12 protein-coding genes are annotated in these 26,595 nt (G+C 57.5%); 6 read left to right on the top strand and 6 right to left on the bottom strand.

Annotated elements, in window-relative coordinates; genetic code table 11:
* Nucleotides 1–17: 17 nt before the first annotated feature.
* The gene (locus NCR98_RS00200; protein WP_250525246.1) at nt 18–1,904 is read right to left on the bottom strand and encodes a site-specific integrase; all 1,887 of its coding nucleotides are present in this window, start codon (nt 1,902–1,904) and stop codon (nt 18–20) included.
* 237 nt (nt 1,905–2,141) lie between these two features.
* On the opposite strand from NCR98_RS00200, the gene NCR98_RS00195 reads away from it, so the two are divergent.
* Nucleotides 2,142–3,506, top strand: coding sequence for a tyrosine-type recombinase/integrase (locus tag NCR98_RS00195; protein WP_250525245.1), 1,365 nt, complete (start codon nt 2,142–2,144; stop codon nt 3,504–3,506).
* 23 nt (nt 3,507–3,529) lie between these two features.
* On the opposite strand, the gene NCR98_RS00190 is transcribed toward NCR98_RS00195, so the two are convergent.
* The gene (locus NCR98_RS00190) at nt 3,530–4,576 is read right to left on the bottom strand and encodes a hypothetical protein (protein ID WP_250525244.1); all 1,047 of its coding nucleotides are present in this window, start codon (nt 4,574–4,576) and stop codon (nt 3,530–3,532) included.
* A 376-nt stretch (nt 4,577–4,952) separates the two neighbouring features.
* Between NCR98_RS00190 and NCR98_RS00185 the strand changes: the two genes are divergently transcribed.
* The 5 genes from NCR98_RS00185 (at nt 4,953) to NCR98_RS00165 (ending at nt 22,303) form a co-directional block, all read left to right on the top strand.
* On the top strand, nt 4,953–5,885 hold the full coding sequence (locus NCR98_RS00185; protein WP_250525243.1) for a WYL domain-containing protein: 933 nt from the start codon (nt 4,953–4,955) through the stop codon (nt 5,883–5,885).
* 14 nt (nt 5,886–5,899) lie between these two features.
* Nucleotides 5,900–8,764, top strand: a complete 2,865-nt coding sequence (locus NCR98_RS00180; protein ID WP_250525242.1) for a DEAD/DEAH box helicase — start codon at nt 5,900–5,902, stop codon at nt 8,762–8,764.
* 15 nt (nt 8,765–8,779) lie between these two features.
* Nucleotides 8,780–13,714, top strand: a complete 4,935-nt coding sequence (locus NCR98_RS00175; protein ID WP_250525241.1) for an Eco57I restriction-modification methylase domain-containing protein — start codon at nt 8,780–8,782, stop codon at nt 13,712–13,714.
* Between the two features lie 166 nt (nt 13,715–13,880).
* Nucleotides 13,881–20,216: a DEAD/DEAH box helicase family protein gene (locus tag NCR98_RS00170; protein ID WP_250525240.1), complete on the top strand. Its 6,336-nt coding sequence runs from the start codon at nt 13,881–13,883 to the stop codon at nt 20,214–20,216.
* Nucleotides 20,213–22,303: a UvrD-helicase domain-containing protein gene (locus tag NCR98_RS00165; RefSeq protein ID WP_250525239.1), complete on the top strand. Its 2,091-nt coding sequence runs from the start codon at nt 20,213–20,215 to the stop codon at nt 22,301–22,303. The genes NCR98_RS00170 and NCR98_RS00165 overlap by 4 nt, the downstream gene beginning before the upstream one ends.
* Before the next feature lie 139 nt (nt 22,304–22,442).
* On the opposite strand, the gene NCR98_RS00160 is transcribed toward NCR98_RS00165, so the two are convergent.
* The 4 genes from NCR98_RS00160 to NCR98_RS00145 are packed head-to-tail and all read right to left on the bottom strand — an operon-like array spanning nt 22,443 to nt 26,182.
* Nucleotides 22,443–23,102 (bottom strand): PIN domain-containing protein, encoded by a 660-nt coding sequence (locus NCR98_RS00160; protein WP_250525238.1) that lies wholly within the window; start codon nt 23,100–23,102, stop codon nt 22,443–22,445.
* The gene (locus NCR98_RS00155; protein WP_250525237.1) at nt 23,077–24,246 is read right to left on the bottom strand and encodes an XRE family transcriptional regulator; all 1,170 of its coding nucleotides are present in this window, start codon (nt 24,244–24,246) and stop codon (nt 23,077–23,079) included. Before NCR98_RS00155 ends, NCR98_RS00160 begins: the two co-directional genes overlap by 26 nt.
* Complete coding sequence (locus NCR98_RS00150; protein ID WP_250525236.1) at nt 24,243–25,613, bottom strand: 7-cyano-7-deazaguanine synthase; 1,371 nt, start codon at nt 25,611–25,613, stop codon at nt 24,243–24,245. Before NCR98_RS00150 ends, NCR98_RS00155 begins: the two co-directional genes overlap by 4 nt.
* On the bottom strand, nt 25,610–26,182 hold the full coding sequence (locus NCR98_RS00145; protein WP_250525235.1) for a hypothetical protein: 573 nt from the start codon (nt 26,180–26,182) through the stop codon (nt 25,610–25,612). The genes NCR98_RS00150 and NCR98_RS00145 overlap by 4 nt, the downstream gene beginning before the upstream one ends.
* Between the last annotated feature and the right edge of the window lie 413 nt (nt 26,183–26,595).

Genomic DNA, 26,595 nt, shown 5'->3' with positions numbered 1-26,595 from the left:
CTCGCTTCGATTTTTCTTCATGTTGTTGTTTGTGCTTCCTGACCGTCGATTCCCGTCTCCTTCGATGCCTCGTTTACCACCTGTAGGGCAGGCAGCAGTGCTTCAACGAAAAGAAAACGAATTTTTCCTAATTCTTCGACTAGATGTTGCAGCGGTGCACCAAGTCCATAGCCGCTTTCGACCGCGTCTCCCTTGGACCAACCAGCGATTCGAACGGCGTCCTCAGTCGTAACCTTCATAGCGCGGCACGCGTCGCGGAAACCATGGCGGAAAGAATGAAAGTCGACCAATCGACTGTCTACGCCTTGACGCTTTCGATATCGATAGAACCATTTCGAAAAATTGTCGGAGTAGTAGCCCGTGCTCGCGAGCGTTAGGTCGGAGAACAACCGGTCCCGCCGCAGTTCTTTCGTCGCCCGAACGTAGTCAATGAACCCAAGATAATGAAAAATCGGATGCAACGGAATGGTGCGATGAGAGCTCTTCGTCTTCAACTGCTTTTTCCCACCGGTTGAGCTTTGGTCGGTGATTTTAATGCACCAAATCCCTTCGACCATCCGTACGTCGTCGGTGTCCAACTGGCAAAGCTCGTTCATGCGTGCACCATGATAGAGGGCGAGAAGGGGTACCCAATATCGACCGGGGCAAGCGCTACCAACTAGCGCGTATGGTTGCTGATACAGCCTATTCGAGAACAGTTGCGCAAGTTCAGCGGGCGAGTACGGTCGACGGTTTTCGTCAATTCCATGTGCCTTTTGTAGAGGCTTCAAGTCTACGAAAGGCGAAACCTTGATTAGGTGCTCCGCCATTGCCCAATTGAAAAACGAGCTCAGTGTCGACAGAACATTCTTCGCGGTCGTACTCGAAATGGCAGGTAATTGCGCGCTTTTTGCGTGCGCCACTGCCTCTATTAGGCTCATGTTCGAAAACCGCTTCGAAGCATTCGGCGGAAGGTGCTCAAGCAACGCCTGAACCTCACGAGCATGAGCCCGACTTACCGACGTAAGAGGCATAGAGCCGCCCACGACCTCACGGAGCAACTTGAAACCGGTTGCATATCCGGCAGCGTTTTTTTGGCTCAAATTTGCTCGCTGCGGGTCGCGGGTAAATAGGGCAATTGCTTGATTGACGGACTTGGCAGCGCCAGCGTCAACTAGCACACGCGAATCCGATGAACGCTCCGCTTTCGCGGCGGCGGGCACGTCAACGGAAGCAGCGCGGCCGTCGAAGCCATTCAATGAGGTAAACAAGTTGTCGCGAAGAGCGTGGCTGGTGTCTCCTTCATAATGCCGCAGACACGCACCAAAAATATCGATGTCGCCCCTTCGCAGGAAATTAGCGAGCACCTCTTTGCTGGTCGAATCCGCATCTTCAAGACCAGCAGCGGTAAGCGCCTGCTCTGCCGCCCAGAGAAAGCCGTGATACACCTCCTCCGCATTGCCTCGAAGCAAATCAAGTTCAATGCGAAGCAAACGAACCGGGTCATCCTCGCTCCTGAACGTTGTATGCGGCTTCCACAGCTCAAGCTCCTCGGCTTGCCACCGTGTGCGAACGCGTTCCAGTGCTATAGCTTGGAGGCGACTGACCGGCACGACCTGAGGCGACGCAACGGTGTTCGGCGCGTTTATCGATGCCGCCGCCACTTGAGCGTGAAAATCAAGGATAGCCGCGTCATAGAGGCGGCGCGCTTCCTGGGGGTCTTTGGTGTGTAAGCTGACCTTGAACTGACTTTTTTTCAAAGCCTCGGCGGCGTGCACCGGAAAACGACGGCGCACTATATACATCCCGTCCCGCCGAACAAGCCCCGGTCTATTTTTCATTGCTTCATCGCCCTCTGTGTACCAGTTATCGTGGTCCAGAGATTCAGAAGCCTTTGATTTTTCTAGTTTTTCCAAGGCGTTCAAACACTTGGCGATTCGTGGTGGAGAGGAGGAGGATCGAACTCCCGACCTTCGCATTGCGAATACGAACAAGTCGAGATTTCTTTAGATAGATCAACATACACCAATTTCCATAAATCATTGTATTTTAACGAACATTTTTAAATCGGCCATTCCTCCACATTGATCTATATACCTTCATTACCGCATAATCCGGTTACACAGCGGTTACACGGGATTGCCGACTAACAAGGAGGCTCGGTGGCGAAGGTCAATTTCACTGCGGCGCGGGTAGAAGCCCATCGCTGCACCGAAGGCAAGTCACAGTCATTTCTCTGGGACAGCAAGACTCCGGGGCTGGGTTTGCGTGCCACAGCTGGCGGCGCCAAAGCTTACATTTTCCAAGGGAAGATACATGGTTCGACGGTGCGGATCACGATCGGCGATCCGAGGAGTTGGACGATCGATGCGGCGCAGGAGCGAGCACGTAGCCTCCAGACGCTCATCGACGGCGGCATCGATCCGCGGGAACAGGAGGCTGAGCAGAAGGCAGCGCACGAGGCTCGACAGACAGCAAAGCGCCGTCAGGATGTGACCGTTGGCGAAGCGTGGGAACAGTACCTGGAGCATCTGCGAACGAAAATTTCACCCAAGACGAAGAAGCCTCGGTCGGAGAGGTACATTGTCGACCATATAAACCTTTCCTCGCCCGGCGGCGGCATCGCAAAACGCGGCGGCAGGGAAAAGGTGCGGGGGCCGTTGGCTCCGCTCATGCAATGCAAGATGTCGGAAGTAACGGCAACGAGCATGGCCGAGTGGCTCGAAGTGGAGATCGCGCGAGGACCGACAAACGCCGCTCATGCATTTGGTCTGTTTAAGGCATTCATTCGGTGGTGTGATACGCACGAAACGTACGCAGGCACTGTATCCCACGACGCCTACGCGTCGCCAAAGGTAAAGGGGATTCTGCCTCGTAGCGTCGCGAAAGACGACTGTCTGCAGCGCGAGCAGCTGAATGTTTGGTTTGGCGCCGTACGTTGCATCGCGAATCCTGTCATCAGTGCATACCTGCAAGGCCTTCTGATCACAGGCGCTCGTCGGGAAGAGCTAGCCGCATTGCGCTGGGAAGATGTGGACTTCCGCTGGCGCAGCTTGACCATGAACGACAAAATTGAGGGTACCGGCGGCAGAACCATCCCGCTGTCCCCGTATTTGGCGAGTCTATTGGTGAATCTGAAGCGACTGAACGAGATTCCCCCCAACAACCGGCAAGCCACGCGTCTCGCCCAAAATGGCGAGAAGTGGGCGCCGTCCGAGTGGGTATTCGCCAGTAAAACGGCATCCGATGGGAAGATTGCCGAACCGCGGCACGCACACAACCGCGCATTAGCCCCGACAGGCCTGCCACACATATCACTGCACGGCTTGCGCCGTTCGTTTGGAACGCTGTCGGAATGGGTCGAGGTTCCTGTCGGAGTTGTTGCCCAGATCCAGGGACATAAGCCGTCGGCAATAGCGGAGAAACACTATCGACGCCGCCCGCTCGATCTGCTGAGGATGTGGCATGACAAGATCGAGACTTGGATGCTCGAGCAAGCGCAGATCAAGTTTCAGCCACCGAAGTGATGCCACGCGGACTGTGCGCCTATTCACTCCAGTTCCCGTGGAGCAGGTAAGCCAACGCGGCGGGGAGTGGGATCGAGGTGGTCTGCAACCGTCAATGCCCATTGGCGCCAGGCGGTATACTCTTCTGCGGGGTGACCTCCACTGATTAAGCGGCTGTCCAACAAGCAGAGATATGCTCGGATCAATTCTGCTCGCCGCCAATCTTCGATCTCTGAAATCAATGCTCGGCGCCGCTGACTCTCCTCTTCGGCCCTTCCCTGCGCCTCCCTTCGTTGTCGCTCTTCTTTGTGCCGAGCGATTTCACTCTCCTCCCATTGCCGCTCGCGTTCGGCCCATTCGGCGACTCTCTGAACAGAAACCTTATGCCGATATCCGATAGCCGCAAAAACACGTTCGAACTGGTTCTCCAGCGGTTGGTCTGGGAGATCGGCGAGTTCGGTATGTCCGGCGCCTTGCTGCTCGACGAATAGCACAAGCTTCCCCGTTGGCGTCAGCGTCCGAACTGGTGCACGAGACTTGTTCCAGCTATTCACACGGTACCGGGTACCTCGGGTCAGCTTCTCGGTTATGCGAACCTCGACATAAGCGCCCTCTTTCGATAACCTCAACCGCTCGTAAGCCTTCACCATGTCGACGACATACCCACCGTGCTCCGCCGAGCGGCAAATGACGTTGAGCAACGAGAGCCCACGCTTATAGCTAGCCAACGACAAACGTGCAACAAGCTTCTGGTGCGTCGTAGTCAGCAGGAGTTGTCCGGCATCACAAAAATACTCCCAGCACCCATACGCAGCGTCTGCGTCCGGCGGGCATCGCTTCCCAGGATGGGTTTGCTCCCCGTCATGTTTCTTTTTCAGGCGATCAGCCCGAGCGGCGTCGCTTTCCATTCGTTGGCGTAGGCCGTCAAGAGCGCGATGCCAACCTCTCTGCCCTTTTTGCACCGTCCCGACGACCTTGCCAGCACGGCGTCGCGCTGGCGCGCCGGCCAATTCACCAGGACGCCGCTTTGGACGATCGACTTCAGCTTCGGTCGCTGAAGCGAGTGCTTTCAACACTTCCGGGGGCGACATAGGTGGTAGCGCGGGTCGCTCTACGGGCGCCCTAGCTCAACGCGTGTCCAATGCCCCGGCGCAGGCACAGGTACCTGAAGGGCGTCACATATGCGCCGAACCTCGGTTCCGGAAATGCCGTATCTCTCGCCAACATGCGCCATTGGAGCCGCCCACACCTCTTCGAAGAGCTGGTCACGGTCGAATGAATTCACACTACGGTGGTCAGGCATTGACGTTCCCCCTGCATCATCCTGCGAACTATGTTCGCGCTCGGTCAAAGAGGTCGCAACGGCAGACGAATGCAGCGAGTTCTAACATGGTTCCCACGATACCGCATCACAACTAGCCAACATAATCATTTTGATGATATAAAGCGCTCACATCAAAACGAACAATGATGAATTCCGCAGAGACCACCGATATTGCGCACAACAACTCCACAGTGGCCGCACTGTCTCACACGCAGCGTGAGCGGTTGGCCTACATTGAGTTTCGTCTCTATTTCACCGGCACCGTAGGGCGACCCGACTTGATCAACCGTTTCGGTGTGGCACCTGCCGCTGCCACCCGCGATTTGGCTCTGTATCGGGAATTAGCACCAAACAACCTCCGCTTCGATGGCAGCGCCAAAGTTTATCGCCTAGGTGTGGCCTTCGTTCCTTTGTTCCTGCACTCGCCGCAGCGTGCTCTAACTGCCCTTTCACAAGGCTTTGGCGAAGGCCACGACGTCGAACCCGCACCCCTAGTGGCCTGCGAAACACCCGCATTGCTGTGTCCACCGCCGGTCGACACCCTGGCCGCCCTCTGTCGTGCAATTAACGCGCGGCAGCCTCTGGACATCCGCTACACCGCCATGAGCAGCGGACCGTCCAAACGGGTCATAGTGCCCTTCGCTCTGGTTGATACCGGCCTGCGCTGGCATGTCCGCGCCTTCGATCGCAATCGCCAGTCCTTCCGCGACTTCGTGCTCACCCGCATTGACGCGCTCGATGCAATTGAAGAATCTGCGCTGCCTCACGAGCGCCCGGAGCACGACATTCAATGGAGCCGCATTCTCGAACTGGAGCTGGTGCCCCACCCACGCCTTAATCGCCCCGAGATCGTCGCTCGCGATTACGGCATGACCGACGGCGCGCTGCGTGTCCGCGTACGTGCCGCCGTGGCCGGCTACATGCTGCTGCGTTGGGGCGTGGATAGCTCAGCCGACCACCACCTCAGCGACGAACAGTACCGCCTTTGGCTGCGCGATCCGCTGACACTTTACGGCGTCGAGAACGCCCGGCTGGCGCCCGGCTATCAAGAGCCCGCGCACCATACCACTTCCTGACAGGCATTTCGCTCATGCAATTGATTCAAGCCCCTGCTCCCGGCGCCCGCGCCCTGATCCGTGACGAGGAGTGGATCATCCAGAGTGCCGACCAATGCAGCCTAGGCGGATGGCAGCTGTCCTGCATCGGCGTATCGGAAACCGTGCGCAACCGCCACGCGCTGTTCCTCAGCCAGCTTGAAGACGTTACGCTGATCGACCCGGCCAAGACCGAGCTGGTGCACGACGATTCCCCAACCTACATTGCCGCGCGTTTGTTCATTGAAGCGCGCCTGCGCCAGTCGGCGCTCCAAAGTGAGGCAGTGGTGCTTGGCCATCAGGGCGTGATGGATGCCTTGCCCTTCCAGCTCGCGCCCGCGCATCGGGTAATGCAGCAATTGCGCCCGCGCCTACTAATCGCCGACACGGTGGGCTTGGGTAAAACGCTCGAAGCCGGCATTTTAACCACCGAGCTCATGCGCCGAGGTAAGGGCCGCCGCATCTTGGTGGTGACGACCAAAAGCATGATGCGCCAGTTCCAACAGGAGTTCTGGAATCGCTTCACCATCCCTTTGACCCGGCTTGACTCTGCCGGCATCCAACGCATCCGTCGTGACATTCCGGCCAACCACAACCCCTTCAGCTATTACGACCGTACCATCATCTCGGTTGATACTCTGAAGCGCGACAGCGAGTACCGGCACTACTTAGAAAGCGCCTGGTGGGATCTGATCATCATCGACGAAGCCCATAACGTCTCCTACAAGGGCAACCGCACCCAGAGTAACCGCCTTGCCGAACTACTGGCGCAACGCTCCGACGCACTGATCTTGCTCACGGCCACCCCGCACAACGGCAGGAAGGACAGCTTCGCCAGCTTGATGCACATGCTCGATCCTACTGTGTTGCCGCCGGGCGCCGATTACACCCGCGACGACGTGGCCCATCTATTCGTCCGTCGTTTTAAGAAAGATGTACGCGAGCAGATGAAACAGGATTTCCCCGAGCGTGAGGTGTTCCGCTTGCCCTGTAGCGCCAGTCCGGCGGAAAACCTCGCTTTTGATGCCTTAGCCGAGCTCAGACTGGCCAGCGATGGGACGGGCGCCCGCGACGGTGCCATGCTGTTTCGCACTGTGCTGGAGAAAGCCCTGTTTTCCTCGCCTGCTGCCTGCCTGCAAACTCTGAAAGAGCGCCTACGCAAGCTGGAAAGCAAAGATCCCAGCCATCCTGACCTGCCAAACCTGCGCGACCTGCAAGGCCTGGTGCAAGCCATCAGCCCAGACCGGTTCAGCAAGTTCCAGCATCTCGTCCACCAGTTCAACAGCGGCCAGCATTGGCGCTGGGACGGCAAAGATTCGAGCGACCGCCTGGTGATCTTCACCGAGCGCGTGGAAACCCTGAAATTCCTGCAGCAAGAGCTGCCCAAGGCTCTTGGCCTGAAAGATGACGCCGTGGCCATTCTGCATGGCCAGTTGCCCGATCAGCAAATTCAAGAAACTGTCGAAAACTTTGGCAAGACCCACTCGCCGCTGCGTCTGCTGATCGCCTCCGACGTCGCTTCTGAAGGCCTCAACCTGCACTATCAAGCGCACCGGCTGATCCACTTCGACATCCCTTGGTCGCTGATGGTCTTTCAGCAGCGCAATGGCCGTGTTGACCGATATGGTCAGAGCCGCACGCCGAAAATCGGCTACCTGCTCACAGAGCCGAGCAACGAGCGCCTCCGAGGCGACCTGCGTTACCTCGAGATCCTCATCGACAAGGATGAGCAAGCCGCCAAAAACATTGGCGATCCCTCGGCTTTCATGGGCCTGTACGACGAAGAGCTGGAGACCGTCGAAGTCGCCAAGGCCATCGAAGGTAACAGCACCGCCGAGGCCTTTGCAGCGCTGCTGGCGAACGCGGATATCGATCCGTTTGATGCACTTTGGGGGGGCGTAGATGCGGCGCTGGACATTACTCCTGCCGAACCGGCCCCAGTCAGCGCGCCCACCGTCCAGCTCACGAGCCTGTTTTCCGATAGCTACCGTTACGCCCGTGATGCCCTGCGTTTGCTCAGTCAGCGGGCACCAAGGGAGCACCGGCCAGTGCAGGCCGACGACGCTCGTCGCACCTTGAGCTTTCAGCCCAGTCGCGACTTGGCCCAAGTGCTGGGGCGTGATCTGGCAGAGGAAATGTGGCCGAAGGACAACACCTTCGCCCTGAGCGCAGACAAGGCAGTGGTCGAAACTGCGATCAAGCATGCCCGCGATACCAACGCTTGGCCCCAGGTGCATTATCTCTGGCCGCTGCACCCGATTGCGCAGTGGCTCGACTACAAGCTTATGGCCCTGTTCGGCCGTCAGCGAGCTCCGCTCATTCGTGTGGCGGATGGCATTGCCAAGGAAGAGGGCATCGTTCTGGTCCTCGCGCAGGTGCCTAACCGCCGCGGTCAGGCTGTGTTGGCAGAATGGTTCGGTGTACAGGTCAATGCCGCCGGGGAAGTACAGGGTGTACTAACGCTGGAGCAAGCCCTGCAACGCACCGGACTATCAAGTGATTTCGCCCACACCCTAGTCAATGACGGCCAAGCGCCGAATAGTTCCAACTTGCAACAGGCACTCCCGGCAGTAATCCAGGCCGCTCAAGCGTATATCAAGCCGATCAAGCAGGCCTTTGACGCCGATTGCAGAGCGCGACTGGATCGCGAATTGTGCAAACTGAAAACGCTGCAAGACAAACACCTGCACCAGCTAGAGCTGGACTTCAGTCACGGCATCGAGCAGGTCAACGCCGCTCGCCGCAGGCAGAAAGAAAACGCCACAGCCGACCTGTTCAACGACTACCAGCAATGGATTCGCGACACGCTGCAACTGGACGACCGCGCCCAGTTCACCATCGTCGCTGTCCTGACGGCGTAAAGAAGGAAAATCGAGATGAGCTTTACCATTCCCGGCCTAACCAACGCCAACGAGTTTTACAGCCAGCACTACCTGGACGAAATCCTCGAAAAGGACCTGAAGCCGCTATTCGAACGCTGGAAAGAACAGGGCAGTGACAGCCCTGTAGCCCGCCTACGCGCAGCTAGTGGTGCTAACGGCTACTTTCGCGCCCGCGAGCGTTTCCTGGTCGAGAAAAAAGCCGATGACCGCGCCGCGCTGTTCATCGATCTGGTCGAACCGCTATTGCAGGCGCTGGGTTATGCCATCAATCCGCAAACACTGGCATTGGCCACCGGCGACCTGCCAGTGCTGGCCGTCTATCGTGACGCCAAACACCACCCGCAGATGTTGATTGCTGCAGCCATTGCAAAGCCCGGCGACGAAGACAGCAGCGCGCTGCAGCTGGCGCCGCCGCACAGCACGGCAGTTGTCGGCAATCGCAGCATCAAAAGCCCCAGCGACTGGGAAGAGACCCTTAGCAAAGATGTCTTTGCCGACGACCATCCACCGCGCTGGGTGCTCCTGCTGCACCATGAACAATGGCTGCTCATCGAGCGCAGCAAATGGAGTCGCAAGGCGCTGCTGCGCTTCGACTTGTCTGAGCTTTTTGGACCTCGCGACGACCGCCAGTTCCGCGCCATGGCGGCATTGGCCGGCGCCGAATCAGTGCTTCCCACAGAAGGCGGCGTGGCGCTGCTCGATAGCCTTGACGACAGTTCACACAAGCACGCTTTTGAAGTTTCCACCGACCTCAAATACGCGCTGCGCGAATGCATCGAGCTGATCGCCAACGAGGCTATTCGCTACAAGCGGGAAGTGGCCAAGGAAAAAGTCTTTGACCGCAATGACACTGACCTAGCCGACCAGCTTAGCCGCGAAAGCCTGCGCTATATGTACCGGCTACTGTTCCTATTCTATATCGAGTCGCGCCCCGAATTGGGCTACGCCCCGATTGATGCCGAGGCGTACCTCAAAGGCTACAGCGTCGAACATCTGCGCCAACTGGAGCAGACTCCACTCACGATCCCCGAGGCACAGAACGGCTTCTACTTCCATGACAGCCTCAAGCAACTGTTCAACCTGATCTGGCAGGGCTTCCCCGCCCGCGATGCCAACAGCAGTCAGCTTGACTTGGCCGCTGATCACGATCGCTCGCTCGATACCGGCTTCACCATCGCCCCGCTGCAAGGGCACCTGTTCGACCCGGCACGCACACCACTCCTTGGTAGCGTCAAGCTGCGCAACCGTATACTGCAACGGGTAATTGAGCTGATGTCGCTTTCCCGTAGCGGTAGCAGAGGCGGCCGTGGCCGCATTAGCTACGGCACCCTAGGCATCAATCAACTCGGTGCGGTGTATGAAGCCCTGCTGTCGTTCCGCGGCTTTTTCGCGGAGGAAGATCTCTTCGAGGTGCGCCCCGACCCCAAAGGCAACAAAGCCGCAAAGGCGGACGATGAAGCCGCAGAGAGCGATGAAGCGGACGGGGCAGACGAGTTCGACATGCCCAGCGCCGCCGACAGGAAAAAAGACGCCGAGCTCGACCCGCTGGAGGCCGCCTACTTCGTGCCGGCTAGCAGCATTGCTCAATACACCGACACGGAGCGTCTGTTTGGCGGTGAGCCACGCCTGTATAAGAAGGGCACCTTCATCTACCGTTTGGCCGGCCGTGCGCGGGAGAAATCCGCCAGTTACTACACCCCCGAGGTGCTCACCCAATGTTTGGTGGAGCACGCGCTGAAAGAGGTCCTGTCCGGCAAAAGCGCCGACGAGATCCTTAAGCTCACCGTATGCGAGCCCGCGATGGGGAGCGCGGCATTCTTGAATGAAGCCGTGAACCAACTATCCGAGGCCTATCTGCAGGCCAAGCAGAGAGAGCTGGGCCAGAGTATCGCCCACGAAGACTATGCGGAAGAAAAACAGCGGGTAAAAATGTACATTGCCGACAGCAACGTGTTCGGAGTGGACCTGAACCCGGTGGCGGTAGAACTGGCCGAAGTCTCGCTGTGGCTCAACGCCATTTTCAAGGGCAGCCACGTACCTTGGTTTGGCATGCAGCTGGTCAACGGAAACTCCCTGGTGGGAGCACGGCGCGACGTGTTCAGCACCGCCCAGCTCAGCACTGGCAAGGGTGAAAATGGCCAAGCCGAGCGCGACTGGCGCGCTGCCGTACCTCGCACGATTGCGCTGGCCCAAACCCCGACCGGCACCGACATCTTCCACTTCCTGCTGCCTGCAGACGGCATGGGCAGTATCAGCGACAAGGTAGTGAAGACACTCGAACCAGCAGCGTTCGAGCAGTTCAAGCAATGGCGCAAGACTTTTTGCGCGCCGCTTGTCCGCGACGAAGTTGAGCGGGTAAAAAAACTCTCCCGGGCAGTCGAAGACCTGTGGCAACAGCATGCCGAGGAACTGGCCCGCGTGCGCCTCGCAACCTGCGACGATTTGCATGTGTGGCCTGACCCAACCGCCAACCACGCACCAACCTCCACGGCACAGAAGGATGTCGCGTACCAGCGCGAAATGCTGAGCGAGCAGCAGAAAAATGCCAGCCCCTACCGCCGGCTGAAACTCGTGATGGACTTTTGGTGTGCGCTGTGGTTTTGGCCGCTGGGCCAGGCCGATAAATTACCAACCCGCGACCACTGGTGGTTTGTGCTGGAAACCGTGCTGCTCGGCAATGCTAGTCTGGCCTCTACTGCGCTGGCCAGCGATCTATTCCCGCATTCGGTAATCCAGCAGGGGTTGGATTTTGCCCCGGAGCGCGACCGCTACGGCCACGTGGATATCGAAGCGCTGATAGGCGCGCTGCCCGAAATGCAGGTCGCGCAAGCTGTGGCCGCACAGCAGCATTTTATGCACTGGCAGTTGGAGTTCGCCGACCTGTTCAAGCAGCGCGGCGGCTTTGATGTGGTCCTCGGGAATCCGCCGTGGATCAAGGTGGAGTGGAACGAGCAAGGACTGCTATCGGACTTCGACCCGCGCTTCGCGATTCGGAAGCTCAGTGCTAAACAGGCCACTGACCAGCGCGACGCTGTGTTTGTGGCGCAACCGGAGGCCAAGACTGACTACTTGGCTGAGTGTGTTGCTACAGAGGGCATGGGCCAGTTTTTGAACGCCAGACAGAATTACGGTCTACTCGAAGGGCAGAAAGCCAATCTATACAAATGCTTCTTGCCTCTGGCATGGCGCATTGGTTGCGGAGTGCAAGCATTGCTACATCCCGAAGGTCCATATGAAGACCCTAAGGGGGGCAAGCTCCGAGAGGCAATATATAGCCGCCTGCGCGCGCATTATCAGTTTCAGAATGAACTGAAGCTTTTTGCAGAAATCGGTAACAGAGTGAAGTACAGCATCAACATCTACGGAAATGAACAGGCGGCCGCCTTCAGAACGATGGCGAACGTGATGCACCCGCAAACTACGTTTTCCTCCCTAGCACATCCCGGCGGCGGTGCAACACCTGGCATCAAAAGCGAAGCAGGCAACTGGGACTTCACCGGTCACCGAAACCGCATTATCGAGGTCGATGCTTCGTTGCTTTCTACCTTCGCCTTGCTCTACGACGAGCCTGGCACCCCATCTATGCAAGCACGTCTCCCAGCAGTGCATAGTCGCGAATTAGTTTCGGTGTTAGAAAAATTCGCACGTGTGCCTCGTAGGCTTGGCGATTTGAACGATCGCGAATTCACCGCTGTTTGGTTTTTCGATGAAACCGCTGCGCAGCGTGACAAAATAATTATGCGCCATACGGAATTTCCCAATTCACCGTCTAGCCTTGTCCTTTCGGGTCCACATTTTTATGTGGGAAATCCGCTGAACAAGACACCCAAGCGAGTGTGCGAAACACATAAGGCTTACGATTCTCTTGATCTGGAATTTCTGCCAGATGATTACTTGTCACGTAGCAATTATCGACCTGCTTGTGGGATGGACGTATATATCAAGCGGGTTCCGCTAGTCAATTGGGTTGAGGACGATGAAAAGAAGAGCAGACCGGTAACAGACTATTACCGGCATATCAACCGAGAAATGATTAGCACCTCCATGGAAAGATCTTTGATATCTGCGATCATTCCAAATGGGGTTGGACATATTCACGCCTGCATAAGCACAACGTTCCGTCTACTAAGTGATTTGCTCGATTTTCACTCGATGACCCTGTCTCTGCCTTTAGATTTTTTTATGAAATCTACTGGGTCTGGACACGCAAACTTGGCCTATTTGAGTCGATTGCCGATGCTCGGGGAGGAGTTCTCGTCAAGCTTGCGAAACCAAATGCATTTAAGGGCGTTGGTGCTAAGTTGCCTTACCAGTCACTATGCCGAACTTTGGCGCAACACTTGGCAACCTAGCTTCCAACATGAACGCTGGGCCAGCGGCGATCCTCGATTGCCTTCCGATTTTTTTGTTCGACTTACGCCCGAATGGCAACGTCGCTGCGCTTTGCGCAGCGACTACGCTCGACGCCAGGCGTTGTTAGAGATAGACGTGCTGGCCGCGCAAGCGCTGGGGCTGACATTGGACGAACTGCTGACCAGCTATCGCGTACAGTTTCCCGTGATGCGCCAGAACGAGCATGACACTTGGTACGATGCCTATGGTCGAATTGTATTCACAACCAGCATGGGATTGGGCGGCGTAGGCCTGCCGCGAAGGGCAGGAAAGCGCGATGCCGAATGTACGCTCGTCTATCCGGATGACCGCCGGCACACGCGCCGAATTGGTTGGGAAGATGTGCAGCCAAAGGACGGGCAATCACAAATTCCCGACGGCACTGTGATTGAGCGCCCCATCCTGGACGATACGTTGCCAGGTGGTTCGGTGCAGCGCCTTATCCGATACGTCGCCCCCTTCAATCTTGCCGACCGCGAAGGCGATTATCGCGTTGCATGGACGCATTTTGAGTCGCAAGTCGCGCAGGAAGCATAAGCGAGCCGGGTTCTGCACGTGGGCATTGGTGTCACGGTGTTCGGCGGTAAGCAGAACAAGAACTTTTGACAAACTGTGTTCGAGACTGGCAAGAGTCCACAAGGCGTAGAGGTGATGGCGCAGGACATCAGCCTAGTTAAAATGACTAAGTAAGGATACGCACCGTATGCAGCCGCTGATCGTCGCCCAGCAAGTAACCACGGGGGTTGCGGATTTTTTGCGCGCGGCCTTTCCGTCGACCACGCCCGGGTTTGTTGGGTTATTGGAGCGCTTTCTAGCCGAGCGCAACAATATCCTCAAAGGCCCATATCTGACGGTGCCACTACCGTTTCGCAAACAAGCCAACGCCGGCCAGGCACCGTTTAGCTGGTTGCCAGCTAGCTTCGTGCCACATGCACACCAAGCCCGTGCCTTTGCACGACTGGGTGGAGACGATGCTCAGTCGACGCTGGTAGCCACCGGTACCGGGTCGGGCAAGACTGAATGTTTTCTTTATCCAATTCTGGAGCATTGCCGAGTGGCCCGCGCTGAGGGCCGGCGCGGCGTCAAGGCGATCATTCTCTACCCGATGAATGCGTTGGCTGGCGACCAGGCCGGGCGTGTGGCCAAAGAGATAGTCCAGGCCACCGGGCTGAATGGCATTCGCGCCGGGCTGTATGTGGGCGATGCGCCGGCGGTGGATTCGGATGTGGTGCAGCAGTTGAATGAAAAGACCTTTACCGTCATTACTGACCGCAATGCGCTGCGCAGTAACCCGCCGGACATCCTGCTGACCAACTACAAGATGCTGGATTTTCTGCTAATCCGCGCGGCTGATGCGCCGCTGTGGGCGCACCAGCAACCGGATACCTTGCGCTATCTGGTGGTCGATGAGCTGCATACCTTTGACGGCGCGCAGGGTACTGATCTTGCCTGCCTGATCCGTCGGTTGAAAGGTCGGCTGAATTGTCCGCCCGGGCAAGTGGTATGCGTGGGCACATCGGCCACCTTGGGCGATGAGGGTGTTGGAGATTTGCTGTCGTTCGCCGGAGATGTGTTTGGCGAATCCCTTGATGAGCAGGCTGTCATCGGCGAGGACCGCGAGTCTGTGGGTGCCTACCTGGCCGAGGCGGTGGTGGAGTTCACTCAAAGCCCGCAGCCAACAGATATTGCATCCCTGGCGCCGGAGAATTTCGACGATATGCCGGCTTACCTGGCAGCACAGGCAGCCCTGTGGTTCGCCCGGCCATGCTCGGCAGAGCAGGTGCAGGACTTTGCCTGGCGCTGCGCGTTGGGTGAGCGTCTGAAATCCCACTTTGCCTTCCAAAACCTGCTGCGTGATTTGGAGCGATCAGGGCCGAAATCGGTACTGCTGGATGATCTGCTCACGCTGCTGAAGCGGCGTCTACCGGTCTGCGAGGAGGAGCGCTATCCGCTGTTGTGGCTATCTAGCTTGCTCGCATTGGTGGCCCATGCGCGAAAGCTGGGGCCTCAGGATTTCTTCCTGCAGGTGAAGGTCGAAATCTGGCTGCGCGAGTTGCGCCGCATGGTGGCAGCACTGGACGCGCAGCCGCTGCTCAAACACCACGATGATTTGGGCAAGACTGATCAGGGTCAGGTTTATTTGCCAGTCGTGCACTGTCGCGACTGCAACGCGACAGGCTGGGGCGCCACCCTGACGAAAACCAGCCCCAACCAGTTGGGCGCCGATCTGCGTGCGTTCTATAGCGCATTCTTTGCTGAGGACGTAACGACGCGCTTTCTATTTCCAGCGACCGATAGTGCAGATCCGAGGGTGTTCGAGCGCAAACGGGTTTGCCCCAAGTGTGGCACTTTGCATCAGTTAGCACAGCTCGAATGCTCGCATTGCGGGCATCAGGCTTTGCTCGCAGTGGACATGACGGCCAATCTGCGTGAAGTCACACGCAATGGGGCCAAGCTTACCAAGTCAAACCACGACTGCCCGTACTGTGCGGGTTACCACTCGCTGACCATTGTCGGTTCGCAAGCGGCCAGCCTGGCCGCAGTAATGCTGGGACAGTTGTTTGCGTCGCGCTTTAACACAGACAAAAAGCTGATCGCCTTCTCCGACTCAGTTCAAGATGCAGCGCATCGCGCCGGGTTCCTCGCCGCGCGGACCTGGCGCTTGAACCTGCGCCCAGCGTTGGCACAGGTGATCGCAGCAGCGCAAGAGGCTGGCCAGCCGCTGACCTTGGCCGACTTGCCAAAAGCGTTCGAACAGCGCTGGCGTGAGGCGAGCGGTGATGGCCATTACATTGCCAATTTCCTGCCGCCGCAGCTTCATTGGTTGCATGATTTCGAAGCCCTGATGAGTGAGGGTGTACTACCCGAAAACAGCGATCTGCCACGTTTGCTGGGGCGAGTACTGCCTTGGGTAGTCAACGCCGAGTTCGGCCAGGATGCGCATGTTGGCCGCACCCTGGTGGCCACTGGAACGGCCAGTGTCCTGCCGATTGAAGGCGCGCTGGAAGCTGCCGTCGACTGGCTGTTGCCACGCCTGCGCGAGCAGCTTAACGAGTTGGCCGGCACCTCTGCACGGGACGCTTTGGTGTTCTTGCGTGGTTTGCTGGAAGAGATGCAGCGCTTTGGTGCCTGGCGTGATGATGGCTTGAGATTTTATGCGCGCATGGGTTGTAGTCCTTGGGTGTACAAGAAGAATCCGGTCGAGTCGAAGATGATCTCTGGCCCACGGCCGCCACGCTTTATCACGCTGCCAGAGTACCAGCGCTGCGTTAGCATCGGCGGCAGCCACGTGCAGGCGTTCCGCACTTGGGCCTTCAAGGTCCTTCCAGCCTTGCATGATCTCGCGCTGGGAGCGGATGCGCTGATAATGCCGTTGTACCGGCTGGCACTGGAAGCGCTCACGGAAGTACGGTTGGCTGGCTTCGAGCAGGCCGATGAACACAAGCACGACATCCGTGTTTGGGGACTGGAGCCAGCGGCCTTTTATGTCACGCTGGGTGGGCGGAAATGGCGCTGCGACTGTTGCCACTCACAACTTCTTTCCGGGCCAACTGAGGAGCTTGCCGGGCAGCCCTGCCGCCGGGGGGATTGTCGAGGGATGCTGGAGCCCGGCGATTCCTCGGGAGATTTCTATCGTAAGCTCTATCTGCACGCTGATATTCAGCGGGTTGTAGCCCATGAGCACACCGGCCTGCTGCCACGCGAAACCCGTGAAGCGGTGGAACGCAACTTCAAGGCTAACAGCGGTCGCCCTGATGAACTGAACGTATTATCGGCCACGCCGACTCTGGAAATGGGTATCGACATCGGCGATCTGTCCAGTGTGTTGCAGTGCTCGGTACCGCCGCAGCAGGCCAACTATATTCAGCGCGGTGGCCGCGCCGGCCGCAGCACGGGTAACGCGTTGCTGATGACCATGGCCACCAGCAAGCCGCATGATCTGTATTTTTGGGATGACCCGAAAAACATGATTGCGGGCGCGGTTCAAGCGCCCGGGGTATTTCTCAATGCCTCTGCAGTACTGGAGCGGCAGTTGACCGCGTTCACCCTGGATTGTTGGGTACAAGAGGTAGGGCGCGCGGCGCAGATTCCTGCGGAAGTTCGCGCTGTGTTCAGCGCTATCGAGAATCAGACAACCAGTCGTTTTCCATATCCCTGGTTGGACTATGTCGAGCAAAATCGAGGAATACTGCAGGATCGCTTCCTGCGTTTGTTCAACCAAGGCGCGCAAATGCCTTTGAGTGAAAGCACGCAGAAATGGCTGACCAAGTTTGTCGATGGGGGAGCCGACGCTCCCGGGTCATTACCTTGGAAGATTGTTCATCGCTTGCAAGGCATTGCTAAGGATGTGGCAGAACTCAAGCGCCAGCGCGAACGCACCGTCAAAGAAGTCGACAAGCTACAGGCCCTGGCCGTGCGTGGAGAAGAGCAGGAAGCAGAACTCGCGCGCTTGCTCCAGGAGCGCAACGCACTATCGCGGCTGATCGGCAGCGTTGAGGGCAAAGCTACGCTGAACGTGCTTACCGATGAAGGTTTGTTGCCCAACTATGCCTTTCCGGAGCAGGGGGTCTTGCTGCGCTCGATCATCGTGCGCGAGTCCAAGACGGCCGGCAACGCGGCAGCTCCGCTCACGTTTGAATACGAGCGTCCCGCATCATCTGCGATCACAGAGCTGGCACCAAACAATACCTTTTATGCCGAAGGGCGGCGGGTGGTGGTCAACCAGGTGGACGTTTCCAAGATCAAGCCCGAGGCTTGGCGCTTCTGCCGGCAATGCGCCTATGCCGAGCCGCTCACTTCGGGCGATCACCATGCGCATTGCCCGCGCTGCGGTGACACCCTTTGGCGCGACAGTGGCCGGGTGCGCGAGATGCTGCGCCTAACCACAGTGTTTGCACGCACCTTGGACCGTGACAGTCGCATCGCCGACGACTCGGACGAGCGTCAACGCGGCTTCTATGTCCGCCAGGCCTTGGTGGACAGTCCGCCGGATGCCGTGCGTCAGGCCTTTGTGATCGACAAGCCGGAGTTTCCCTTTGGCTTCGAGTTCCTCGATCGAGTGACCTTCCGCGAAGTGAACTTCGGTGAACAATCGCCGGATGCATTACCCATGCAAATCGCCGGGGAAGAGTTGAATCGACCAGGTTTCACGATTTGCCCTGAGTGCGGCACGTTGCAACGCAAGCGCAAAGCTGAGGAGCTGTATCGTAACCATGCGGCCTGGTGTTCACGGCGCAAGAACCCAGAGGCGAGCACGCAGCAATGCATTTTCCTCTACCGCGAATTTTCCAGCGAGGGTATCCGAGTCTTTTTGCCGGACGTAGGCTTTGCTGATACGAAAGAGTCGCTGATGAGCTTTGTGGCGGCTTTGGAGTTGGGGCTGGCACGCCGCTTCAGGGGAGCTGTCGATCACCTGCGCATTGCACTAGATATGCGCATGGCCGCTGGTTCGGACACACCGCGCACCTATCTGGTTATTTACGACAGCGTACCCGGGGGCACGGGCTATCTGAAAGACTTAATGCGCGCCCCCGAGCCATTGCTGGAAGTGTTCGAGCTTGCCTTGCAAGCACTTAACGCGTGTGGTTGCAATCAGGATAACGACGCCGACGGCTGCTACCGCTGCGTGTATCGATATCACAACAGCTACGACCGCAAGCTTATTTCTCGCCGCATCGCACAGAAATTGCTGAATGACGTTACGCAGTTCAAGGGAAGCTTGCGGCCTGTCACTCATCTGGCAGGGCTTGCCCCCAGCAATCACCTGTTGGAAAGCGCGCTGGAAAAACGCTTGGTCGAGGCGTTGCGCCATGACCTTGCCGGGCTGAAGTTTCAACTGAGCGATGTGCTGTTCAAGGGCAAACCCGGCTACCAGGTCCAGGCAGGCACGCGGCGTTGGCGTTTGGAGCTGCAGGTGACCCTTGGACAGTCCAACGCAGTGGTAGTGCCCTGCAAACCGGACTTCGTGTTCTGGCCTGACGATGCCACTGATGACTTGCCGGTGGCAGTGTTCGTGGATGGCTGGCAGTACCACAAGGACATTGTGCTAACGGATCTGGCCAAGCGCATGGCGCTTGCCAAGAGCGGGAAGTTTACCGTGTGGACGTTGACTTGGGATGACCTAGACGCTGTGTTACAAGACAAGTTGGCGGCAACTTCATCGCTCTGGCCGTCGTTGCTGGATGAAAGTGCGGCCCCTGTGCTTCAAAAACTATGTGCGGCACAGGACATCGAGGCGCTGCAGGACTTCAAGACACGGTCGCCATTTGCTCAGTTGCATCAGCGTCTGGCCAGCGGCTCGCAAGCAGCGTTGCAAAAGCTAGCGGTGGCATTGGCGGCGAGCCTGATGGTTCCTGTTGGGGATACAACTGTCTTGCAAAGCATGCGTAACGGGGACTTTTGGAAACGGCTGGATGATCTGAATTTGCTACCCGACCTGAGCCAAAGCCGATTTGGCGTGCGCCAGCTCGGCACGGCCCTGACACTGGCAGTTGCCATCCACCCGGATCAGCTCAGGCAGATCATCACCGGCAAGGCTAGCGTTGAGTCTGAGCCCAGTGTGGTGGGGTACTGGCAAGATGCTGGTCTCCCGGATGCCGAGCGGCTCTTACGTTGGCAACAGCTATGGCAGTTGTTGAACCTGTTGCTGCCGTTGCGAGGCTTATGGGTTGGTGCGGCCGAGATGCCCGGCCTGCCAGCGATGCAGGATTGTCCGGTGCTCAATAACCATTCCTCCGGGCTTTCTTCGGCTTGGCTGGAGGCGTTGGAGTTTGCAGCCGAAGAGGCGCAAGACTGGGCCATGGCGTTGGCCGAGCTGGCCATAGATGCACCCAAACCTGGTTATGAATTGATGGGCGATAAAAACCGCGTTCTCGCGGAAGCCGAGCTAGCCTGGCCGGATGGACGTATTGCCGTGCTGCTACCTGATATGAATGCGGATGCCAAAGCGTTTACGGCGCAAGGATGGCAAGTTTTCGTTATTGATGGCGGGGCGCTGCCCGTCGATCTGAAAAATCTTTTGCTAGAGGCTAAGGCATGACGCTGGCACCCAAGATTGCAATGTCTGATGACTTCCTGAAAGCGTTCGCGGCTGTCCCTCGCTCTCAGCAGCAGGCGGTACTGACCTTTGTGGCCAAGTTCCGCCAGAACCCGATGGCAAGCGGGATCAACTATGAGCGCATCCATGACGCCGCCGATCCGAACATGCGATCGGTAAGGATCAACGACAACATGCGCGGCATCGTTCTGAAGCCGGATGTCGGCAACGTCTATTGCCTGTTATGGGTGGACCAGCATGACGATGCCTATCATTGGGCACGGCGCCATCGGGTAGCCGTTCACCCGGATGTGGGCAGCATCCAGATTTACGCAGTGCAGGAAGCAGAGTCAATCCAGTACGAGGCCCCAGTCACGACCAGCGCGCCAGGCTTGTTCGATAGGCTCAAGGATCGGGAGATCCGCCGGTTCGGCGTGCCAGACGATATGGTGGCGGCGGTGCGCGCCGTCACCACGGAAACGGAACTTGAGGCATTGGAGCGACAACTGCCGGATGATGCCTTTGAGGGACTCTATCTATTTGCTGCAGGGGAGTCCATTGACAAGATTCTCGCTGCTCAGGATGCACCAGGCACGGTTGACACCGCCGACTTCAGCGCAGCGCTCGAGCGTGACAGCACGCGCCGACACTTTGTAGTGTTGACCGATGACAGCGATCTCGAAGCCTTGCTGGCCGCGCCGCTCGAGCGCTGGCGGGTGTTCTTGCATCCCAGCCAGCGTAAGCTGGTCGAGCGCGAATGGAATGGACCGGTGAAGGTGACCGGCGGGGCTGGAACCGGCAAGACGGTGGTGGCTATGCATCGTGCCGCGCGATTGGCCCGTCAGTACGCCACGATGCCTGGACGGCCTGTGGTATTCACCACGTTCACTAAAACGCTGGCGGAGGATATTCGCCAGCATCTGGCTCTGCTGTGCACACCGCAGGAGCTGGAGAAGATTCAAGTGGTTAACATCGACCAATGGGCGTCTGGCTTGCTGCGACGCTTCGGCTACCCGCATAGTCTGCTATACAACGAAGCGGATCGCCGCCGGTTATGGCAGGCGGCTATGTCCGCGCTCCCGACGACGGTCGATCTGTCAGCTCAGTTTCTGCGCGCCGAATATGAGCGGGTGGTACTGCCACTCGGATGCGAGACCGCCGACGACTACATGCGTGCGAGTCGAGTCGGACGTGGCGGCCAACTGAGCCGGCCAACGCGAAAGGCCATCTGGCCGGTATTTGCAGAATATCGATTCCAGCTGAATGCAACCAACCAACGCGAGCCGGAAGAAGCCTTCCGCGAGGCCTGCCAGTTGTTGCGCCGGGAAAAGCCGGAACTCGGCATTCGCGCCATGGTAGTGGACGAGGCTCAGGACATCAGCAGCGCTGCTTTCGAGCTGATCCGTGCCGCCGTAGAGCCTTCCGCCAATGACTTGTTTATCGTCGGCGACGCGCATCAGCGCATCTATCGGCACAAGGTGGTGCTCAGCAGGGCGGGCATTGAGGCGCGGGGCCGCAGCCGAAGTTTGAAAGTGAATTACCGCACGACCGACGAGATTCGTCAGTGGGCCTGCGCTCAGCTTGAAGGCTGCGAGGTCGATGACCTAGATGGCAACCTCGATACCCTTCGAGGGTATCGTTCCCTAACCCACGGTGACGCGCCCGATGTCATCGAGTCGGCATCTCAGCAAGAGGACGTCGTCCATATCCAAGCGCTACTGAAACAGTTACAGGACGATGACATGGAGTTGCGCCAAGTGTGCATTGTCTCGCGCACGAATGACGATCTGGTCAGCATAGCCAGCGCGTTGCAGCAGGCCGGCATAGCCTGCATGAAGCTAGACAACTCCACCGCCGACGATTCTTCCGTGCTGGGTGTTCGCTTGGCGACAATGCACCGCGTCAAGGGACTTGAGTTCAGCGTGGTGATCGTTGCTGGTTACCAAGGCGCGACGCGCTATGCAGAACAGTTCAGCCGCGATGACGATGCCGGCGTGGCCGAGGACACTGAGATCGCAGAACGCTGCCTATTGCATGTTGCCGCCACGCGGGCCAAGCGGAATCTGTTTCTGCTGCTGCGCCCGGTATAACCCGGCTGGCGCAATCGTGACCAACTGATCGGCAGCTCCTAGCCGTGTTCGGAGCTGCCACAGTACATGCAAGGTTCGGAAGCGCCCAGCGGTTCTGCACGTAGCGCGGCAAGACAGGCACTGCCTCATGCGCATTGCATCACGCACCAATCGCGCGTTTCGGTACTATGGGAGAGGTCTCAGTTGTCGACTTCCGCCGCATATGCCGCTTGAGACTTGGGCACGCAGCCGCATTTTCTAATCCAATCAACTGAACTACCCAATCGAACTGGTGCTCCCACACCTGCATCCTCGCGATTCGCAGCGCTTGGTACGTTGCGTCAGCTAGTACTTGATGCCCTATGGCATCTCGAACAGATTCATACGCAAGAATGTCGACGGTTGTGAGAAGCTTCAGAGATCCAAAGCGCGCGCCGGCAATCCGGGTCGCCTTCTTCTCGTCTATCGCCGCAGAGAATCCATTGCAGTGTGCAAGAGCAAGCGTTGCGGCCTCCCCATCGCCAAGCGATGTCGATGTGCTACCAGAGACAACGTCGAAGAAACTCTCCAGCGACAGCGCAGAAAGCTCGGTGACTTTCAGTACCTGTTCATCGGTCAACTTGGATAGCAGATCGAACTCCCGGCGACTATTGGCTGCACCTCGACCAATCTCGCGTACAACGTGTTCGGTGACGAGAAGTCGAGCGTGTAGTGCGTTTAAGATCCCGCGTGCATGGCCCGTCGCCAGCAAATTGATGATGACGCTGGCATCGAGGACAAGAACCTCGTCCTGATCAGTGAGGCAACTTGAAAAGGTCATCTATTTCGTCCTCTTCCGCCTCATCAAGCAGTTCGCGAACATTTTCCCGGTCGAGTTTCAGCATTTCCGACATCTGGCCCTCGCTGATTAGATCTTTCTTCCACGCCTCGATGGCCAGCAGGAAGAGCCGCGATGATTGCGTCCCGTCGGTGACCGCCGGATCATCCGCCGCCGAACCGAGGACTTGACGGGCCTGTTCATCCGTAATACCGCCATTGTCTACGAACCAATCCCACGTCCCCTTCTTCGTAAGGCCAAGCTCTTCAAGGCGAAGCACCATCGCTTGGCGTGATACACCGAAGTAATTGGCAAGAAGGATGATATGCCTTCGCGTCAGATGGGTCGAGCCAATGGTTAACTCCTTGAACTTCTCCATGACAGCACGCGCAGGGGCCAGAAACGCACTCGCGAACGCATTCGCGTAGCGTTCTTCTCGAGAGTTTTCATACTTCTCGTCTTGATATATTTCCGGCCGACGCCGCGTTGCCATGAAGTGGCCGAGCTCGTGGGCACCAGTCTGCGCGCGGCGATCCGTTCGATGGCTTGCGTTAATCAGAACACAGGCACCAACTGCATCATCGAAGGCAAACAGACCCGAGACTTTAGCGTCGAGCTTCCTAGCATAGACTCGTATGCCGAGTTGCAATTCAAGGAGCGCGATCAGATTCTGCACCGGCCCCTCGCCTAGTCCCATCCAATTGCGTAGGCTTTGCGCGTCGTGCTCAGCTTGCTTTCGGACATCTCCAGGCAGGATAGTCTTTTCTGCTGGGTAGTTGTTGAGCCTCTGCACACCTAAGATGTTTTCAAGTTCAACCTCAGCCTTGACAAGATCATTAAGCATCCGCGCTGCTTGCTCAACACCCGAGTCACTCGTTTCAGGAAGCGATCGAAAGCGTGGGACAAGGTCTACGTGCACTGCATCCCGACGCAGCAGAGAGTTAGCGGATACACCGTAGAAACGGCTTAGCGTTTGAATTTCTTCGAGTCTGGCAGCCCGTTGGCCTTTTTCAATAGAGACAAGCGTAGTACGGGCGATGCCCGCTGCTTTGGCAGCAGCATCCTGGGTAATGTTGGCCGTCTCTCGTACAACCTTCAATCTTTCGCCCAGCGCCACTGGACTCAATTTAAAATTTACTTTGGTCATGATGCTTCATCTATCCATTGCCTCACAAACGACTTCGGCCCAAGATCGTCAGTGAATACCGACCATTCTGCGGAATGTTGCTGCAAAAGTCGGTCGAGGTTTCGCTCCACATCCAGCGGCGAGATCGATAGCGAACGAGCTAGTTCGTTCGTCCGCCGTCGCTTAATCAACTCATATTGAACGGATTCTTGAAGTTCCGATAGATGCTCAAAGTGAAGCACACCGGCAATCGCATACTCTCGCAAAGCCTGCGTGAAACGATTGAAACTTCTTGCAGCCCCCGCTTCCCAAGTGGGGGCCTTCAAAGACTCCCATACATACGTCTCCGGCCGCTCACTTAAGCCCGCGGCATGCACACTAAGTCGACGAAGTATGCAAGCCGCACACACTCCACATTGACGCCTTTTGTCCGAAACGGCTACTTGGCGGGACTGCTGCCAACACGACCTGGTCGTTTTCCAACGAATACCACTATCGCAGTTGTCAACGAACTCGCGCAGCGTCTCCCCCTTGGTTGCCCACAACCGAGGAAACTTGTACTGAAGTCGGTACCCGAGCAGAGCATGAACGAAACGCTCCATCAACGTCATGAATGCAGGATGATTTCGGTAGTCCTCGTAGCCGTGGGCGACAGGAAGAAAGACAGGGGCTAACGCCCCCTGACCACTTTCGGGCACAATAATCGACGGTGCATCGATCAAGTATGCCGCCATTGCCGACACCGCGCTGAATTTGAAACCCCGGCTGCGCGCGCTATTTTCAGCATTTCTTCCATTCTCGAGCTTGACTTCATAGGGAAGCGCCGTGAAAGGAATTCGCTGACGTTCCTTTCCCGAAATGTCACTTTGCTTGCCGCCAACTCGTACGCGCACGAGATGATTGCCCAGACGCTTGCCCTCCAGTCCAGCGACAGCGCACGAGTCCATCCCATCGCTATATGCGATAACAGCTTCTGCATTAGAAGGAAACCGCATGTGATCTTGGCGCGGAGGCTCAATAGATTTCTTACGCGGGCGAAACTGGAACTGCCAATCATCTCCCGTAAGAAGATTCAAAGCCCCTACCAACGTTTGCATTACAGCCCTGTCTGACCACTTAGTGTGGTCATGTACCGGAACATGTACGATAAATTTCCGCCCCCAGTTCACCGTACTGCGGGCTAGGCTACGATCGCAGAATTCCACAGCAGCAGCTACCACAAGCACGTCATACACCGCTGGCTGCCACTTACGCGAAGAAAAGGACTCCAAGGCTTCGAGATCGAACGTGATATTTCGACCGAGTCGGCAGGCGACCATACCTTTGCGTCGGCGGGTGCCCGGTTCGACAACATCGACAGTGAGTTCCTTCAGAGATAGTGCACTCAACACAGTGGAACTCCTTCGTCGATTTGCGTCTTCTTCGATGACCGCGGGGTTCTGGTAGATTCCGGAGCCGCAAGTATCAAGCCCAGCTGGCCATCAGAGAGGCTGGAAATCGCGTTATAGAGCCGCTTGCCTACGTAATCAGCGCGTCGATGGTTCGATTCCCGAAGGTAGTGCTCTTCGACCGATCGTACGTTTGCGAAACCACGCATCTTGCCCGCAAGGCCTATCGCTTCATGAAACGCATCCAGGCCGAATCTGCCGTCGTTGATGAGTTCAGCGCTCCACGCGACCGCATTCATCCCAAAGACGGAGCCGGCAGCCAAGACCTTCGCGTTTTCCAGTTCTTGAAGTGCGATCTCTGACAACATCAAAGAGTTGTCACGCCCAGTGAAGATAGCTTTCAGGCTATCAATCACCGACCACTTGACCTCGCTCTTGAAATCGCTGGCGAGCGCGTTCGTTGCGGCCTCTACCACCTGGTCGACATCGTAGACGCTCTGATCTCCTCGCTTGGCCAACTCTTTCCACGGCTTTCGCATCGGCAGACTTCTATGTGGTCCATCGCTCATAGCCTGACCTCCGGTTTGTCAGATTCTACGAGAAAAAATATAACAATGTCAAAAATTTTGTGAACAACGCTTGATGCACGCTTGGGCCTTAACGCGAGCCCACCGCTCAGCCATGAGTCACATCAAGCATCCAGTACGGCAGTGCGCTCCGAAGAGTTCAGAAACCTGAACCGAACCTGCGAAGTCTCAAGTAGGACCTACCCCAGAAAATCTCAGCGATATATCACTTCATCGAGCATCTACCCAGAATGCCTTGGCAACCCCGCGTTGCCACGAATCCTCATGAGGCTGATATGAATCATTTCCTTTCTTGTCCCCGCTGCAACTCCGCCCGCATCACCACTCGGGATTACGGTCGCAAGGCCGGTGGCGCCGTTGGCGCGGCGGCCGGCGCTGCCGGTAGCGCCGCTGCT

It is taken from the genome of Caballeronia sp. GAWG2-1 (genome assembly GCF_023631405.1).
Taxonomy (GTDB): Bacteria; Pseudomonadota; Gammaproteobacteria; order Burkholderiales; family Burkholderiaceae; genus Caballeronia.
Note: the sequence above shows the minus strand (reverse complement) of the source record. Positions and strands in the feature narration are given on the sequence as shown.

Coding starts and splice junctions, on each gene's coding strand:
- NCR98_RS00190 (WP_250525244.1), bottom strand. CDS start 4,576: ATGTCGCCCCCGGAAGTGTTGAAAGCACTCGCTTCAGCGACCGAAGCT.
- NCR98_RS00185 (WP_250525243.1), top strand. CDS start 4,953: ATGATGAATTCCGCAGAGACCACCGATATTGCGCACAACAACTCCACA.
- NCR98_RS00180 (WP_250525242.1), top strand. CDS start 5,900: ATGCAATTGATTCAAGCCCCTGCTCCCGGCGCCCGCGCCCTGATCCGT.
- NCR98_RS00175 (WP_250525241.1), top strand. CDS start 8,780: ATGAGCTTTACCATTCCCGGCCTAACCAACGCCAACGAGTTTTACAGC.
- NCR98_RS00170 (WP_250525240.1), top strand. CDS start 13,881: ATGCAGCCGCTGATCGTCGCCCAGCAAGTAACCACGGGGGTTGCGGAT.
- NCR98_RS00165 (WP_250525239.1), top strand. CDS start 20,213: ATGACGCTGGCACCCAAGATTGCAATGTCTGATGACTTCCTGAAAGCG.
- NCR98_RS00160 (WP_250525238.1), bottom strand. CDS start 23,102: ATGACCTTTTCAAGTTGCCTCACTGATCAGGACGAGGTTCTTGTCCTC.
- NCR98_RS00155 (WP_250525237.1), bottom strand. CDS start 24,246: ATGACCAAAGTAAATTTTAAATTGAGTCCAGTGGCGCTGGGCGAAAGA.
- NCR98_RS00145 (WP_250525235.1), bottom strand. CDS start 26,182: ATGAGCGATGGACCACATAGAAGTCTGCCGATGCGAAAGCCGTGGAAA.